Source organism: Streptomyces sp. NPDC003035 (genome assembly GCF_042888285.1).
Classification (GTDB): Bacteria; Actinomycetota; Actinomycetes; order Streptomycetales; family Streptomycetaceae; genus Streptomyces.
On the sequence record NZ_JBIAPJ010000001.1, the window covers coordinates 207,308 to 222,870 of the forward strand.

Sequence of the window (15,563 nt, forward strand, 5' to 3'; positions counted from 1 at the left end):
GGACCCAGTGGCGGCCATACTTCCCAAGATCACAGCCCTGTTGGGCGAACCCCGGTTCAACTGGACGGATCCGGCTCCATGGATCGAACTGGAGCAGGAACTCGGCACCCGGTTCCCCGCCGACTTCCGCGAGATCGTGGACGCCTACGGTTCGATCGAGATCAACAGCCAGCTGTATCTGAAGCACCCCGCCGGCCACCTTCTGCACAGCCTGGGAGAGAACATCAGGGGGGACCTCGAGCTCTGGCGCGAGGAGGACATGGCGGAGTTCCTGCCGAGCCCGGTGGGGGCGAACCCCGGTGACCTGATCCCGGTGGCATCGGCCACGACGGGCGAGGCGATCTTCCTTCGCATCCCCGACGACACCTCGTCGCCCTGGCGCGTCGTGGTCCAGGAGTTCGACAGTCCGTCCTGGACTCTCTACGAGATGGCGTTCGGCGAGTGGTTGCTGGCCTATCTCAAGGGCAGGGACGTGATGCTGTGCTCTCGCGACAGGGCGCCTGACGGCCCGTTCTACGAATTCCTGCCCTGACAAGCGATCGGGGACGGCGGGCCGCCTCACCGGAACCGCCTGTCCCGGCGTCGGGGTCACCACCGGGGGATCAGCGGCGTCTCCGGTTCGTGCCGGCGCCAGGCTTCGGTGAGGCGGGTGAGGCGGGTGGGGGCGGCGATGCCGCGCACGGTGGCGATCCTGCCGCTGGTGATGTCGAACGTCACGGCGCCGACGACCCGGTCGCCGGGTACGAAGAGGATGGCGGGCGCGCCGTTGAGCAGCGCGTAGTGGACGGCGGGCGTGCCGCCGGCCAGTCGCCGCTTCGCGGGTGTGGGCGTGAAGCCGGCCCGTGCGATGGCGGCGATGCGCCGCGGAGTGTCGTACCGCAGCAGCTTCTCGGTCAGGCCGGCGCCGTCGGAGATCGCGATCGCGTCGTCGGTGAGCAGCTCCACCAGCCGCTCGGTGCGGCCCGAGGTCGCAGCGGCGAGGAACTCCTCGACGATCCTGCGGGCGGAGGCCGGGTCGACGTCGCCGCCGCCGCGGCGTGCGGCCGTGACGCGGCGTCGGGCCCGGTGGAGGTGCTGCTGGCTCGCGGACTCGGTGATGTCGAGGATCCCGGCGATCTCCGCGTGGCCGTAGGAGAACGCCTCGCGCAGGAGGTAGACGGCCCGCTCGTGGGGAGACAGGCGCTCCATGACGGTCAGCATGGCCAGGGAGACCGATTCACGCTGCTCGAACGTGTCGGCCGGGCCGAGCATCGGGTCGCCGTCGAGGAGCGGTTCGGGCAACCAGGCGCCGACGGTGCGTTCGCGGCGCGCTTGCGCCGAGCGGAGCCGGTCGAGGCACAGGTTGGTGACGACCTTGGTCAGCCAGGCTTCCGGCACCTTGATCCGCTGCCGGTCGGCGGCCTGCCAGTGCAGGAACGCATCCTGCACGGCGTCTTCGGCGTCGGTGGCGGAGCCGAGGAGTCGGTACGCCAGCGAGGCCAGCCGGTTCCGGCTGGCCTCGAACCGACTGGTGTCGAAGCGATCAGTGGCGGTGCTGTCCACACGGACCACCCTAGGCGGCAACGCGGTTCTCGACGGACGCGTCCGGCGCGGCGGCCAGACGGTGCCGGCGCTTGGGCAGGCCGAAGGTCGGGTGTGTGACGCCCCACAGCGAGAGCGTGAGGATGCCCGCCTTGATCCGCGCGGCCTTCCGCCCGGCCACGTACGTCGGCGTCGCCCGCGCCTCGTCGTCGACCATTTGCAGGATCCCGTCCCGCCGCCCGAGGCTGATGTGGTTGCCCGGGTAGGACAGCTTGATGTTCGCGATCGCGCGGCCCGTCAGGTGTCCCACGATCGCGTTCGTGGCCTGGCGGCCGGTGTGGCCGGCCGAAGCGCAGGACATCGGCAGCGGCCGGCCGTTGTCGCCGATGGCGTGGGCGCTGTCGCCGGCGGCGTAGACGTTCGGGTGCGAGACCGACCGCATGGTGCGATCGACCACGATCCGACCGTTCTCGGTGACCGCGAGGCCGCTGGCGGCGGCGATGGGGTCGACCGCGAACCCGGCCGTCCACACGGTCGCGTCGGACGCCAGGGCGGTGCCGTCGGCGCACAGCACCCGCGTCGCTTCGACGGCTTCGACGCTGGTGTGCTCGAGGACGGTGATGCCCAGCCGGTCACAGGCCCGGCGCAGATGGCTGCGGGCCCCGGCGGAGAGCTGGGCGCCCAACTCGCCGCGGGCGACCAGCGTCACCGACAGACCGGGTCGGGATTCGGCGATCTCGGTGGCGGTCTCGATGCCGGTCAACCCGTCGCCGACGACCACCACCCTCCCGCCTTCGCCCCGCCTGCCCAGGTTGTCCAGACGCTCGCGCAGACGCAGCGCCGAGGGCCGGCCGGCGACGTCGAAGGCGTGCTCGCCGACGCCGGGAACGCCGCCATCGGCGACGTGGCTGCCGAGCGCGTGGACAAGCGTGTCGTAGCCGAGCTCGCCCCCGCCGTCACCATCGGCCACGGCGACGACCTGACGCTCGGGCTCGACCGCGGTGACACGGGCCAGGCGCAGCCGTACCCCCGTACCCGCGAAGACATCCGCGAGCCTGAGGGCCTCCACCTCCTGGCCGGCCGCGAGCTGGTGCAGCCGCAGCCGCTCGACGAAGTCCGGCTCGGCGTTGACCACGGTGATCTCGGCCTCCGCCGACGACAACCGGCGGGCCAGGTTCCCAGCCACGTAGGCCCCGGCATAGCCGGCGCCGAGGACGACGATGCGGTGCTTCATGTGATGCTCCTGTCGGTCGGTTGGCTTGCTCCCGCTGACTTGAGCGGAACACCCCCCCGATACCTGACAGGAATCGCATGTGACCTGAGTCACAGATGCAGCGCCGATAGTCAGTGGTCCCGAATCAGTGCTCGCAGGGGTTCGCTGAGCACAACGTCATGCGAAAGCCGCTCCAGCTCCCGCGTTTCCACGTCCACGCCTTGCCGCTTGAGGACGTCAGCCAGGAAGTTCCAGTGGCCGGCCGCCATCTGCTCAGGTGTTTCGCCGCCGATCGGCTCGTCCGGCCCGACCACCGTCCGGGCGTCCTTCTCGATCTCCTCGGCCGAGATCCGCGGCTGGGTGTCCATGGGAGCCGATGAGCTCCAGCTCCATCCGCGGTCGTCGAGCAACACCAGGCTGCGGTCATCCGCGCATACGGCCTCAAGCCGTGCTGTCACCGACACCTGCTGAGTGTCTGTGGCAGCCTCGTCCAGTTCGACGTAAGTGACCAAACGCGTCACGGTAGTCACGTTGTCCTCCTCTCGGCTCGCGCCAACGGCTCCCCACGCCCTGGCCGTGTTCGCCCGGTGCGCGGTCAGCGACTGCGCCCGTCAGCCGTCGCATCCTCGACAGGCGCGGGGGGATGGTGGACAGAAGGACCCGCTTCGGGCTTTGTGTGGGTGTCGAAGGGGCTCCTGGCGGGGGCGGAGTGCCCGTTCCCGAAGGCCGGGGGCGCGTCTGTGGCTGGGTGCGCCGGGAGGGAGTCGCAGTAGGTCGCGACATCCTCGCCGTCAGCCGCAGCGACCAGACGCTCCCAGGCCGCGGCCTCCATGGCTTTGCCCTTGTCCAGGGATTTCTCGTACGTACGGCAGAGGGACTCGCTCGACCGGGGCGGGTGGTCCGGATTGCCGGGAACGCCGGGTGTGGTGGGCACTCCGTGAGGGGCCGACGAACGTGAGTCCGGGGACTCGAACGATGGGATCGCGGGCTCCCGTGACGGCAGCGGAGCAGAGGTGCTGCGGTGGGGTTCGGGTTCGCGGGCCTCGGTCTCGTCGAAGAGGTCGAGCGGAACAGCCGCGGCGATCGCTACGCCGCCCAGGGTCAGGCTCGCGGCCAGGGCTGCCAGTGCGGTCTTCAGCGAACGTCCCGTGCGGCGTTCCGGTGCGGGGCGCCAGTCCTCGCGGCGTGTGATGCGCCGAGACGTGTGCAGGCCGGTGTCGCGGGCCGTACGGAACGCGGCGACGGCAGCCTGGGCCGAGGCATCGTCCACGCCCCTGGGGCGCAGGGCAGCGGCGAGTGCTGCCTCGACGTCGTCGTGCTTCCGCATACCGCCTTCACCACTCATCCCAGCATGTCCTTCGCGAGCCGCTTCAGTCCGCGGTGCGCGGCGGAGCGTACCGCTCCCACCCGCTTGCCCAGCACCCGGGCTGCCACGGGTCCGTCCAGGCCGACGACCACCCGCAGCAGTACCGCCTCGGCCTGGTCCCGAGGGAGCCCGGCGACCAGGGCCAGCGCCTCGGCGGTGGATATCGCCTCCAGGGCCTCGCCCGCCGTCTCCCGTGGCGAGGGCAGGTCCAGGATCTCCTGCTCGAACGGGGCCGTACGCGGTCGGGAGCGCAGGCGCCGTAGGTGGTCCAGCGCGCGGTGGCGGGCAATGGTCGCGGTCCAGCCGCGAAACCCCGCACCGTCTCCGCGGAACCGCCCCAGGTCGCGGGCTATCTCGAGCCACGCGTCGGAGGCCACGTCCTCGGCGGACTCGCCGACAAGCCCGCGCAGATATCCCAGAAGCCCAGGCTGCACGATCCGGTACGCGTCGGCGAACGCCTCGTCGTCACCGTTCTGCGCACGTTGCACCGCGTGCTGCAGAGTGGCGTCGTCCGCCCTCAAATGATCTTCCCTTGGTCTTCCCGCGTCGCGCCGTACCGCGCATCACCCTACGCGGCTGTCAGCCGACGGCTGTCGGCCGTCCCCCGTGGCAGCGGCAGGCGCTTCGGACGACGCGGAACCAGCAGGAAGAGCTCGTGAGCGGATTCGTCGGCGCCCAGCTCGAAACGGTTGACCACCTTGCCGAGCGGGTTCCACGCCCGTCCGTCGGGCGTCCGGACGCCGACCGTCTGCTGGAGCAGTTCGGACGTCATGCCGTCGAAGTCGACCCAGCGGGCTCGCGCTTGCCGGACGAGCACTTCGCCGACGTACGCACCGAGCTCTTGGAGGATCGGTGCGACGTCGACCGGGTCGCCGGCCCCCTGCCGCAGACCGTCCACCACGCGGTCGACGATTCGTAGGCTGGCCGCGGAGAAGTCGAGGGGGAGCCGTGTCTTCGCGGACGCGCGGGATGCGAACGTGGAGGCGTACCGGCTCATGTCGGCGGCCCGCAGCATGCGGCTGACTCGGTCCATCGGTCCCACCCCTCGTGTATGAACCGGTGCCGTTCCCCCGGTCCCCCTGGCTCCCTGGGAGGACCGCGGGTCTTCCACGTCCTCCCAAGAACCCAGCGGAACCGGGCGCCGGATCATCACGGGTCCGCGCTGTGATCAGCGTCACATCTTCGAACAGGCTCGCTAGCGGTCGAAGGTGGGGTCGGCGGACGTGCGCTTGTAACGACACGGGTAGGACTGTTCCGGTTCCCCGGGCACCGGGACACTACGGCTCATCCGCAGCTCTCCGTTCTCCACGTAGAACGGCAGCAACTTGTTGTCTTTTCCGTTGTCGAATTTGAGCACCAGATAGGGCGTCAGGCCGGGGTCCTTGTTGACCGCATGCCATTTCCCGTCGGTCGTACGACGTGTCACCTTCGAGTACCCGGGGCCTTCCCACTCGACCGGAAAGTCCTTGACGGAAAAGGTGTAGTCGTCGCGCAGCCGGATGACGGGGAGCGGTGATCTACATTCCTGCCCTCCATCCCATCGGCCGACCAGTTGTGAGTGTTCTACGGACTCCGGGGTCTCCGCGCGGACGGGGGTGGGTTGAATGATTCCGCAAGCGGTCGAGGTGAGTACCGTCAAGGTGGCGGCCGCAAGGCCTGCACTGCCGCGAAATACGTCGGGCTTCACGCGATCTGCTTCCAGTCGTTGCGAGCGGCGGGGCTGCCCCAGGAATCCTGGGGTCAGCCCCGCTGTTTTTCAAGGCGCGTCCCGACCGGGCGGACCGGCGGGAGCGTACGCGTCAGCCTGCCGTCAGAAGAGGCTGCCCAGCCAACTTGTCACGCTGTCCAGGAAGCCACTCCCCGAGTCCGACGACGACGATGACGACGACGACTGCGACGGAGTGTCGAGGTCGTTGAGGTCGACCGTCTCCGTCCATGTGACGTCCTGCTCCTGCTTGCTGAAACGCCCCGTACTGTAATACTTGTTGAGCGGGGCGGCGATGTTGATGTCCCACCAATCGCTGTACCCGCCGAGCTCCGGGGCGATGTGCGATCCGGAGTTCATGGTGCTGTTGTTGTGCACATGGAACTGAATGGTCGCCGTTCCCGCCTCCTTGTCGACGGACTTGACCGTGTAGTCCATGGTGTAGGAACCCAGGAACGCGGCGGACATGTTCGACGTGAAGTCCATGAGGACGGTCTTGGTGTTCAGCGAGTGATTGAGGCCGTTGTTCTCTACAAGGCCCGTGTCCTTGTTCGTGTACTGGGAAACGTTGGCGCCCACATTGTAGTTTCCGCCGTTGATGTTGTCGGCCGCGATCTCCCGCACACGCTGGACGTGGTAGTGGTCCATGAGCGTCTGCGTGAAGGCGTCGTTCCCGCCGAAGTCCCGCTGCTTGGGACCTTCGCCCGAGATCCATTCGAATCCCAGATCCACTCCATTGGGATTACCGGGAGTTCCGAAGCACGAAGGGCACTGATCCCGAAGGATCGGCTCCGCAGCGAGAACGGGGGCGGCCATCGTGTCGGCGACCGTCGTGACGGTGCCGACCCAGGCGGTGGCGAAGTTGTCGTCCCAGGGGCAGAAGGAGCCCCCTTCGCACCAGTTGTGCCCGTCGATCTCGATGCCGCTGATCGGGTTGCCGCCGGTGAAGGCGTAGCGGTTCCCTGTGAAGGGGTCCGAGCCGAGGCGCATGTCGGACAGGGCGCCGTTGTACATGTCCCGGCTGGTGAAGCGGTTCAGACCGGGGCTGTAGTCACGGAAGCCCATGTCGTAGGTGCCGGTGGCGGAGTCCCAGCGCTTGCCGTTGAAGCGGTAGGGGTTGTACGCCTCCTTGTCGGGCTGGGCCGTGTCGGGCTTGTCGATGCCGGTGAACTCGGCGTCGTTGTTGGTGCCGTAGGCGGTGTAGCCGTACGTGGACTTGGTGTCACCGCTGGTGTCGGTGAGGGTTTCGACGTCGGTGTGGCCGTTGTAGCCGTAGACGCCGAGCTCCTCGGAGCCGTCGGTGTTGCGCTTCAGCTGCGTCAGGCGTTCGCCCCACGGGCTGTACTGGTAGGACTTGGTGATCTCACCGGCGACGGCCTCGTTGAGAACCTCGCTGGAGGTACCGAGGTAGTTGAAGTCGGTGGTCTTGCCGCCCTCGGTCTTGGACGCCGTGCGGTCCAGGGGGTCGAAGACGTAGGTGGTCGTCTTCGTCGTGACGCCGTCGGTCTGGAGCTTGGCGTTCCTGACCACGTGGTCGAAGCCGTCGTAGTCCCTGTCCTCGGCCACCTTGCCGGCCGCGACGACCGTGTCCAGCCGGCCGTACGGGTCGTAGTTGTAGCTGTTGCTCGCGGCGCCGATGCTCGAACTGAGGAGCCGGTTGCGGTCGTAGGTGTAGTTGGTCGTGACGTTCTTGATCGTCTGGGTGACGACGTTGGCGTTGTTGTCGTGGACGTAGGTCTCGGTGCCCGCGCCGGTACCCGTCTTCACGGACTGGGCGAGCCGGTTGACCGGGTCGTAGGTGTAGTTCGTGGTGGAGTTCAGATACGCGCCGTGGTTGTCGGCGTTCATCTTGGACGCGACGTCCTGCGCCTGGTTGCCGTTGGCGTCATAGGCGTAGGTGTGCGAGGAGACCAGGATGCCGTTGGGCTTCTTCTCGCTCTGGGCCTTCAGCGCCGCGTTGAGATAGTAGGTGTAGTCGACCGTGTTGCCGTTGGCCTTGGTCTCCTTCAGCCGCAGGCCGCGGTCGGTGTAGGTGTAGTCGGTGGTCTTCGGCGAGGCGTCCGACGCGGACTTGCCGACCTTCACCGTCTTGACCAGGTCACGCAGGTCGTAGATGTACTGCGCGTACTGGTCCGGGTGGGACGTCGTCTGCTTCTGGCCGTTGGCGTCGTAGGTGAACGACGTGGCCTTCTTCTCGACGCCGGACAGCGACTCGCTGACCTTCTGGACCTGGTTGAGCCCGGTGTAGGTCATCGAGTACGTGTCGACCTTGGCACCCGAGGAGGTGTCCCCGATCGAGGTGAGGTTGCCGTTGAGATCGTACGAGTAGGTGAAGTTCTTCTTCTCGTTGTCCGTCTCTGTGACGGTACGGACGATCTTCACCGCGTCGGCGACGACCTTGCCGGAGGCGTCGGTCGCCAGGGTGATCTTGGACGTGTTCCCCTGCTTGAAAGTGAACGCACCCAGCGAGACCCAGGTGCCGCCACCGGTGGTCTGGTTGATCGCCTTGTCGGTGGTGCCGCTGCCGTGGGTGACGGTGTACTTCGCCGCCGTGGACGCGCCCGAGGTCGTCGGGTACTTCGCGTAGGCGGTGTAGCTGCCGTCCTGCGGAACGTTCAGGGTCCAGGTGAACGTGTCCGTCGACGCGCCCGCCGCGTGGGTGCGGTGGTCGTAGCCCTGCTGGCCGGTGGCCGAAGCCGTGGCCCAGGTACCGGTCGCCGAGACGGTCTGGGTGTCGGAGTTGTCGGCCACCACCACGTGGGCACCGACCGGCACGCCGTCGTCGGAGCGGGCCTGGAGGCTGCCGTCGGGGTAGTACGCCCAGCCCTGGGTCCGCGAGCTCGAGCCGCCGGCGGAGGTGAGGGTGCGCGAGACCTGCTGGCCGGTCTGGTTGTAGCCGTAGGAGGTGACGATGTCCCAGGGGTCGGTGGACGTCTTGGTCCAGCCGTTGTCGAAGTAGGTGTAGTCGGTGTCGTTGCGGACCGTCTGACCCGCCGACGGCGGCGCGGAGACCCGCGCGGGGCGGCCGACCGCGTCGTAGGTCGTCTGGGTGTAGACGTTGGGGTCGCTGTAGCGCGCGTCCGCCGGGTCGTAGGGCTGGAACCGCTTGACCGGGCGGTTGAGCTTGTCGTACTCGGTGCGGCTGGTGAAGTCGTCCACGGCCGCGGTGGCGGCGCCGCGCGGGGTGATCACCTTGGTGGTGTTGCCCATCTGGTCGTACTCGTACTTCGTCGACCGGACCGTGGTGCCCTCGTAGGGAACCTTCTGCTCGACGACCTTGCCGCGCTCGTCGTAGACGACCTGCGACGTGTTGCCCTCCTTGTCGGTGGTCTCGACGACCAGGGAGTCCTTGTCGTAGGTGTTGGTGGTGAACTTGCCCGCCGCGTCCGTGACCTTGGTGACGCGGTGGTTGAGGTCGAAGGTGCTCTTGCTGGTGTAGTCCGTGGTGTCGGCGGTGGCGTTCTTCTTCGGGTCGATGACCGTGACCGCGTTGCCGACGTTGTCGTACTCGTAGGAGACCTTGTCGCCCTGGGCGTTCACCACCGCCATGAGCTGGTAGATCTCGTTGTAGGTGTTGGTGGTGACGTAGTCGTCCGGGACGGAGGTCGTCGCCACGCCCTTGGGCTCGGTCGTGGTCTTGAGGTTGCCGACCTTGTCGTAGGTGTAGCGCGTCGTGCGACCGCTCAGGTTGTTGTCCGGGCCGGTCGACTCGGTCACCTGGTCCGCGGGGTCATAGACCGCGGTGGACACCACGCCGTCCGCGGCGGTGCTGCTGGTGACGTTGTCGTTGGCGTCGTACACCGGGGCCGGAGTGGTGATGAACACCCCCTGCGCCTGTTCCTTGGGCATCTTGTTGACCAGCGGACGCTTGAAGGCGTCGTAGGTCTGGGTGGTGGTGGTGCCCAGCGTGTCGGTCACCGAGGTGACCTGGCCGCGCTCGTCGTAGACGAACGAGGTGGCGTGGTTCTCCGCGTCGGTGATCGTCCTGGGGTAGCCCATGACGCTGAAGTCGGAGTTGACGGTGGCGTTGCCGTTGGCGTCGGTGGCCCTGGTCAACTGCCCGTAGGCGTCGTAGTCGTACCTGGTGGTGTAGTCGTCGGCCACCGAGGTGGTGGCGGCACCCTTGGGGTCGGTGACCGTCTTGAGGTTGCCGAAGGCGTCATAGCCGAACTGCCACTTGCGGCCCTCGGGGGAGGTCTTGGTGGACAGATCGGCCGAGAAGCCGTCCGCACGGGTCTGGTACGTGTAGACCGTCGCCGCGGTGCCGTTCTTGTTGGCCTCCGCGTCCTTCATCGTCAGCGGGTTGCCGGTCTTCGGGTCGTACGTCCAGGTGGTCTGGGAGCCGTTCGCCTCCTTCTGGAGGATGACGTTGTTGTCCGCGTCCCAGGACAGGTCCATGGACTCGGCCTTGGCGTTGGTGGACTTCACCTGGCGGCCGAAGTCGTCCAGGACGTAGTCCGTGGAGTGCGACGCGGCGTCCGTGACCTTGGTGTCGGTGAACTTCGGATTCGTCGCGTTCGCCTGGTAGGCGAACGTCGTGTTGCTGTTCAGCCGGTCCGTGATGGTCTTGGTCCACCAGTGGTACTTCGGGTCGTCGCCGGCCTGCGGGGCGTAGTAGGCCAGCTTGGTGGCATTGCCCCGGGGATCGGTGGCCGTCACCAGCTTGACGTTCTTGTTGCCCTGCGTGGCGTCGTAGGTGAAGGTGAACACCTTCGGCTGCGAAGAGCCCACGCCGTCGGTGAACTGGCCGAGCAGACCCTTGTCGGTGTACCAGAAGTTGATCTTACGGCCGGAGACGTCGGTGATCGACTTGATGTGGTCGTAGATCTTGGAGTTGGTCAGGTTCGAGCCCGTGGCGATGGTGCCGGTGCTCGAGACGTACTCGTAGGAGGCGTCGCCCTTCTTGAAGTAGTTCACCGTCAGCGTCTGCCGCGACGCCGGGTCGGTGATGTACGTCAGGAACTTGGTCGGCTTGTTGTTGGACCTGCGCTCCTCGTAGGTGAACAGCATGGTGTTGCCGTTCTTGTCCACCGTGGAGGTCAGGTAGCCGTCACAGCCGAACAGGAACCGGGTACCGTCCGGCCGGGTCATCGTCCAGGCGTCCGGGACCGGGTCCTTCGTCGGCTTGCAGTCCAGGCCCGCCTTCATCGTGACCTTGTAGTGGACGCCCGCGGGCGCCTTCCACACGCTGTTGACGGCGTCCCAGCGGAAGACGTGCGTGGTGCCGTCACCGTCGGGGAGACGGATCTCGGTCGGGTTGGGCTTGGGGTGGAACTCCAGCGGCGCGCCGAGCCGGATCGGGCCCGATGCCTGCATGGACCAGCCGTGGCCGGAGACCGTGTCGGAGGTGTCCAGGCTGTTGTAGGCCAGCCGGAAGAACGTGTTCAGACCCCGGCCGGGGTTGTTGAACGCGTTGTACGACCACGCCGCGTTGCCGGAGGAGAGGTTGTTCATCAGGCTCGCACCGGCGCCGGTGTTCTTGCCCGTGTAGCCGTAGAACTTCTCCAGGCCGAGCATGTTGGAGGTCGGGTCCTCGACCGTGACGTTCTGCTTCAGCGGCGGGATGGCGCCGGTGCCGGCGGACAGCCAGGTGCCGTCGGCGACCTTCTTGATGTCCCAGCCGAGCACGTAGTCCAGGCGCTTGTTGCCCTCATCGGAGTTGATGGGGGTCTTGACCTGCGCCTGGATGGTGGCCGACTTGCCCGGCAGGAGGGCCGGGATCGCGGTGGACAGCTGGTTGCCGCCCGTGGTGACGTCCGTGCCGTCGGGCAGCTTCCAGGTGTACGAAAGCACCCGCTCACCGGACGCCCACGCCGTGGACGTGGTGTTGGTGACCGTGTACTCGACCGTGTACTGCGAGTTCGGCGTCATACGGGCCGGAGTGGTCGGCGCGTAGTACGTGTCCTCGGTCGTCGAGTCGACGTAGATGACCTGCATGTACGGGCGCAGCTGCGGGTCCGAGGCCTCGGACGACAGGAACATGGTGCGCTCCTGCGGGCCGGTGGTGGTCTCGTCCTTCAGCTTGACCAGGACGCCCTTGTTGTTGGCGGGGGTCTTGACCCAGGACTGCATGAGTCCGGTGGCGTCCCACCAGTGGCGGCCGACCTCGTCGGTGATCTGCGGGACGGTGTCGGAGACGGTGGCCGAGAAGTCACCGCCGGCGGTGGTCCACGGCGTGGTCGAGTTGGCGTTGTTCCAGGTGGCCTGGGTCTCGGTGAAGTCCCGGGTCAGGGAGTGCAGTTCGTAGATCGCGCCGTTGGTGGTGCTGGTGGTCTCCGCGCCCCACATGTACATCTTGTTCTCCAGCACCGTGGCGGTGGTGGGGATGGATGTGGTGGGGAACTTCAGGGCGGCGCGGGTCTTGCCGTACGTGCCGGAGTTGTTGCCGACGCTCAGCCAGGTCTGCGCCTTGCCGGAGACCAGACCGTCGTGGTTGACGGTCGGCTGGGCCGAGGAGAGCGTGGTGTCGACCTGACCCGCCTGGATGATCTTCATCGTCCGGCCGGCCTTGGGGATACCCACGATGCGGGTCGGCGAGCCGAGCAGCTGCCCGTTCTTCGCCTTGACCGCGAGCTGGTAGTAGTACGACTTGCCGATCTCGCTGGAGCTGGAGTCCGGGGTCGGCACCGCCGTGGTGTCCGTGTACGCGGTCGTGGTCGACGCGATCGGGGCGATCAGCGTCGCGGCGGACGGCGTGAAGGCCTGCTGCGTGGAGCGGTGCAGCTGGTACTCGACGATGTCCAGACCGGTGTCACCGCTGCCGTTGGCGTACGCCGGCCAGGACAGTTCCGGACCGGTGGAGTGGACCACGGTCGGCGAGTTCAGTGACGTACCGACTGCGCCGTAGGTCACCGTCAGGCGCGGATACGTGGACGTCTCGCCGCCGTACGCGTTGCCGTCGGCGGCGGCGTAGCGCGGGCCGCCCTGCGGCGCGGTGCCCGACTCGTCGGTGGCCTTGAGCAAGAAGCCGTGGTTGACGGCCGTGCCGGAGACCCACTTCTGGACCGTGTCGGCGACGGGGAAGTCGTGCCACTTGTTGTAGTCCCAGGCGGCCTTGGTGATCGCCGAGGGGTTCACCAGCCGCACCGAGTCGGCGAGAGTACGGGTCGTGGCCGAGCCGGTGTCACCGAGGACGATCTTCCCGGCGTTCCCCTTGGCGAAGCTCAGCTCCGCCGCGTCCAAGGTCTTCCACACACCGCCGGTACCGGTCTGGTTGACGGTGTAGGTCTTCGTGCCGCCGTTGTGGGTGACCGTGTACGGGGCGGCCGTGGCCGCGTCCGCCGCGGCCGGGTAGTGCACGTCCACCCGGTACGTGTCGGTCTCCGGGACCCTCGGCTGCCAGGCGTACGACTCGCCCGTGAGCGCGTTCTTGTTGAAGGCGTAGTCGTCGTTGGTCGCCGCGCCGCCGGTCGTGGTGGACCGCGGCCACTCGCCGACCGCCGCCGTGCCGGCGTCACCGTCGTCCAACTGCACCGTGGTGCCGGACAGTTCACCTACCAGCGCACTGGTGTTGGACCAGGTCGCCGGCGTCGTGCCCGACTCGCTCCACGCCCCGGTGGCCCGGTGCGCCTCCAGGGAGACGACGTTGCCGTTGGTGGTGTGCGCCTGGTCGTAGTACATGCTCAGCCGGGCCGCATCGACCTTCACCCCCGCCGGGACCTCGTTCAGCGGGAACTTGATCAGCGAACGGGCGATGCCGGTGTCCGTCTTGCCGACCGACAGCTTCCAGGTGTTGTTGAAGTTCACCGCCGGCTGGTCCGACAGGACCATCGTGTCCTGCGACGCCGTGGCGTCAGGAGTGACCGTGATCGTCGGGTCGATGACGACCGGGTACTGGCGCTCCTTCGCCGCGAGCCACGTGGCGTCCGGCGTGAGGGTCAGCTTCCAGCCCTTGCCGTCGGCGTCCCTCGCGAGCTTCTGGGTGACGGCGGTGCTGTACGTGCCGCCGGTCACCGACTCCGGGACCTTCTTGGCATCCGTCATGAACGGAGCCGGGACGACCATCACCGGAGTGCCAGGAGCCTCGCCGAAGAAGGCGATCGAGCCGTCCTTCTGCGCCTTCGGCGTCAGACCGCCCTCGGTGTCCAGGGTGAACGTGAACGACACCGGGCCGGCCGGGCGTTCACCGAGGACGATGTCCTCCTTCAGCTCACCGTTGCCGACCCGGTACGACAGGTCCGCACCGGCGACGGCGTCCTTGTAGACGATCCGGTCGCCCTTCGCCTCCGGCTTGAGCGCGCCGGCACCGGCGCCGGCCAGGCCGAAGGTGACCGCCCCGCCGCCCTCCGCCTCGAACCGCATGAACCGGCCGGCGTCCGATCCGAACCAGCTCTTGCCGGTGTTCGCGGTGTTGGCGAAGTCGAAGCCCTTGTCCTGCGTGGCCCGCAGGGTGGTCTCGATCGGCTCCCAGGACTTCCCGGACCGGTACGACGTCGGTACGGCCGTCAGTTCGGCCTCGATCCGGCCGTCCGACAGCTGCCAGAAACGCGCCTGCGACGTGCGCTTGCCCGTCAGCTCCTTGACCCGCTTCGCCTTCGGGAGCTTCTCGCCCTTCGGCAGCTTCTCCCTGCTGGGTGTCTCCAACCCCCCGCCGCCCAGGGGCTCGCTCAGCCCCTCGTCGTCGTCCGAGAACCATCCCGCGATCGTGTCGAAGACGCCCTTGTCGCCGTCCTTCGACGACGATGCGGGCGCCGCATAAGCGATCTGCGGCAATAGCGTGCCCGCTACCGCCGACGCGACCAGACAGGAGATATATCTCCTGTACGGAGTTTTCAACTCAATACCTTTCGGCATCGACGCACCCGCGACGCTGCACGCGAAATAGGCACGCCGAACGAGCCGGGGCGGAGGTTTCCGCCCAGCTTGGAGCAATGCGGGGTGATCGCGTGGAAGGAACGAACCACGAGCTCACGAGCGTTGCAGCGGGCTTTCTAACCACTCTTCCGAGATCCGGTCAACCGTGACGACATAAAGGACAATTAATTGGCCGAAGGGAGTTCGGTTCGCCCGATTTTTGCGCTCGCTCGCGTTTGGTCGGCGGCATGGTGTATAACCGCCCGGTTCGTATGTCAGCTCACCGAAAGCCGGGCTCTTTCATGTCAACCAATGAACTCGCGGAAAACGCCGTCGGGGAGAAGAACGACCACGAGAGCACCGAAGTCTCCCCGGACCGACGGGGGTTGCTCATCGCCGGCATCGCCCTGCTCGCCTGCTTCGGGCTCGTCGGCTACGGCATGCTCGACACCGATGAGCAGCCGAAGCCGCGCGCCGTGCCGGCGGCCGAGGTGACATACGAGGTCACGGGGACGGGGACCGCCGAGATCTCCTACCTCGCCCGCAGCGAGGCCGGCACGGCCACGGTGGAGAAGGCCGTCGCGCTTCCGTGGAAGAAGTCGGTTCAGGTGCCTCTCGGCAAGGCTCCGACCGTCGCCATCATCCTCGACGGGAAGGGCGGACAGGCGTCCTGCACGCTCGCGATCCGCGGCACCCACGTCCAGCGGGCCACCGCCATGGGCGAGTTCGGACGTGCCACATGCACCGGCGAACTGCCTCCCGCCGACGGCCGGGGGTGACGGGGCCCCCTGCCTCGCAGCCTCCCACCGGGGGCCCAACAGCTGTTACTCGGGCATCGCCCTGCTCGGCGACTGCGAGAGCGGTGACACGCCGACGTCCGCGGCCAAGCGGGCCATCGCCGATCTGGCCCCCTGCTTACGCCACGCTCTGCCCCGGCGCGAGCCTCTACTCCGCGCTCCCGGGGC

At 67.6% G+C, this 15,563-nt stretch carries 10 protein-coding genes; 2 read left to right on the forward strand and 8 right to left on the reverse strand.

Translation table 11 applies throughout. The annotated features are described in order from the left end of the window. Positions 1–7 precede the first annotated feature (7 nt). Positions 8–532 (forward strand): SMI1/KNR4 family protein, encoded by a 525-nt coding sequence (locus ACFYV5_RS00905; protein ID WP_389162751.1) that lies wholly within the window; start codon positions 8–10, stop codon positions 530–532. A gap of 56 nt (positions 533–588) precedes the next feature. On the opposite strand, the gene ACFYV5_RS00910 is transcribed toward ACFYV5_RS00905, so the two are convergent. The 8 genes from ACFYV5_RS00910 to ACFYV5_RS00945 all read right to left on the reverse strand — a co-directional run bounded on the left by ACFYV5_RS00910 (position 589) and on the right by ACFYV5_RS00945 (position 14,598). After that, entirely contained in the window at positions 589–1,542 is a 954-nt protein-coding gene (locus tag ACFYV5_RS00910; protein ID WP_389162754.1) for a sigma-70 family RNA polymerase sigma factor, read from the reverse strand. Between the two features lie 10 nt (positions 1,543–1,552). Then, positions 1,553–2,755, reverse strand: coding sequence for an NAD(P)/FAD-dependent oxidoreductase (locus ACFYV5_RS00915; protein WP_389162757.1), 1,203 nt, complete (start codon positions 2,753–2,755; stop codon positions 1,553–1,555). 110 nt (positions 2,756–2,865) lie between these two features. After that, the gene (locus tag ACFYV5_RS00920; protein WP_389162760.1) at positions 2,866–3,264 is read right to left on the reverse strand and encodes a hypothetical protein; all 399 of its coding nucleotides are present in this window, start codon (positions 3,262–3,264) and stop codon (positions 2,866–2,868) included. Between the two features lie 65 nt (positions 3,265–3,329). Beyond that, positions 3,330–4,061 (reverse strand): hypothetical protein, encoded by a 732-nt coding sequence (locus ACFYV5_RS00925; RefSeq protein WP_389162763.1) that lies wholly within the window; start codon positions 4,059–4,061, stop codon positions 3,330–3,332. 14 nt (positions 4,062–4,075) lie between these two features. After that, a complete protein-coding gene (locus tag ACFYV5_RS00930) occupies positions 4,076–4,621 on the reverse strand; it encodes an RNA polymerase sigma factor (RefSeq protein WP_355106335.1) in 546 nt (181 codons plus the stop codon). A 47-nt stretch (positions 4,622–4,668) separates the two neighbouring features. Then, positions 4,669–5,133, reverse strand: a complete 465-nt coding sequence (locus tag ACFYV5_RS00935; protein WP_389162766.1) for a hypothetical protein — start codon at positions 5,131–5,133, stop codon at positions 4,669–4,671. Positions 5,134–5,295: 162 nt separating this feature from the next. Then, entirely contained in the window at positions 5,296–5,787 is a 492-nt protein-coding gene (locus ACFYV5_RS00940; protein ID WP_389162769.1) for a hypothetical protein, read from the reverse strand. A 123-nt stretch (positions 5,788–5,910) separates the two neighbouring features. Next, positions 5,911–14,598, reverse strand: a complete 8,688-nt coding sequence (locus tag ACFYV5_RS00945) for a DNRLRE domain-containing protein (RefSeq protein ID WP_389162771.1) — start codon at positions 14,596–14,598, stop codon at positions 5,911–5,913. Positions 14,599–14,900: 302 nt separating this feature from the next. Here ACFYV5_RS00945 and ACFYV5_RS00950 point away from each other — a divergent pair, with 302 nt between their 5' ends. Next, positions 14,901–15,377: an MmpS family transport accessory protein gene (locus ACFYV5_RS00950; protein WP_389162774.1), complete on the forward strand. Its 477-nt coding sequence runs from the start codon at positions 14,901–14,903 to the stop codon at positions 15,375–15,377. The last annotated feature ends 186 nt before the right edge of the window (positions 15,378–15,563 follow it).